The sequence below is a fragment of the Variovorax sp. KK3 genome (genome assembly GCF_001984055.1).
Classification (GTDB): domain Bacteria; phylum Pseudomonadota; class Gammaproteobacteria; order Burkholderiales; family Burkholderiaceae_C; genus Variovorax.
Map to the genome: position 1 here is coordinate 1 of NZ_LYVO01000188.1, position 869 is coordinate 869.

The 869-nt window shown below is 68.8% G+C and carries 2 protein-coding genes; one reads left to right on the forward strand and one right to left on the reverse strand.

What is annotated here, in order from left to right:
* Positions 1-440, forward strand: a 440-nt coding sequence (locus tag B0W80_RS34080) for a hypothetical protein (RefSeq protein ID WP_218668990.1), incomplete at its 5' end; no start/stop codon positions are given.
* Here the strand turns inward: B0W80_RS34080 and B0W80_RS34085 are convergent.
* On the reverse strand, positions 441-869 hold a 429-nt coding region (locus B0W80_RS34085), incomplete at its 5' end, for an electron transfer flavoprotein subunit alpha/FixB family protein (protein ID WP_218668991.1).

Sequence of the window (869 nt, forward strand, 5' to 3'; positions counted from 1 at the left end):
CTATTCGGGGGGCGCGCATGACGACACCCGCCGATCCCAAGGCCGCGCTGATGCTGCGCTGGCAGCGCCTGCAGATGCACGTGCGCTGCGGCCTCTATGCGCACGACCCGGGCCGCATCCGGCTCTACGTGCATGCCGGGCTGCGCATCGTGCGCCGCGGCATCCAGCCTGCGGTGCCCACGCACATCAAGATGCTCCAGACGCTGCTGCTGTGCGCACAGGACGAGGGGCTGCCATGGTTCTGGCGCAGCGTGTGCCTGGAACACGTCAACCTGCCGATGGCGCACCTGGCGTCGACGCTGGGCGTGCACGACCCGATCGGCATGCAGGCGCTCGAAGCCGGCGTGCAGCGTGCGCGCGACCAACTGCCGGTGTTCCCGAGTCTGGCCGCGCGGCGTGCCGTGCCGGCGCCGGAAGCGCGGCCCGACGACCTGCGCTAGCTAGCCCAGTGCCTTGACCAGCTCCGGCACGGCCGTGAACAGGTCGGCTTCGAGCCCATAGTCGGCCACCGAGAAGATCGGCGCTTCAGGGTCTTTGTTGATCGCCACGATCACCTTGGAATCCTTCATGCCAGCCAAGTGCTGGATGGCGCCCGAGATGCCCGCGGCGATGTACAGCTGCGGCGCCACGATCTTGCCGGTCTGGCCCACTTGCCAGTCGTTCGGTGCGTAGCCCGCATCGACGGCGGCTCTCGATGCACCGAGGCCCGCGTTGAGCTTGTCGGCCAGCGGAGCCATGACCTCCTGGAACTTCTCGGCGCTGCCCAGGGCACGGCCGCCCGAGACGATGATCTTGGCGGCCGTCAGTTCGGGGCGTTCGCTCTTGGTGACTTCGCGGCCGACGAAGCTCGACTTGCCGCTGTCGGCCAC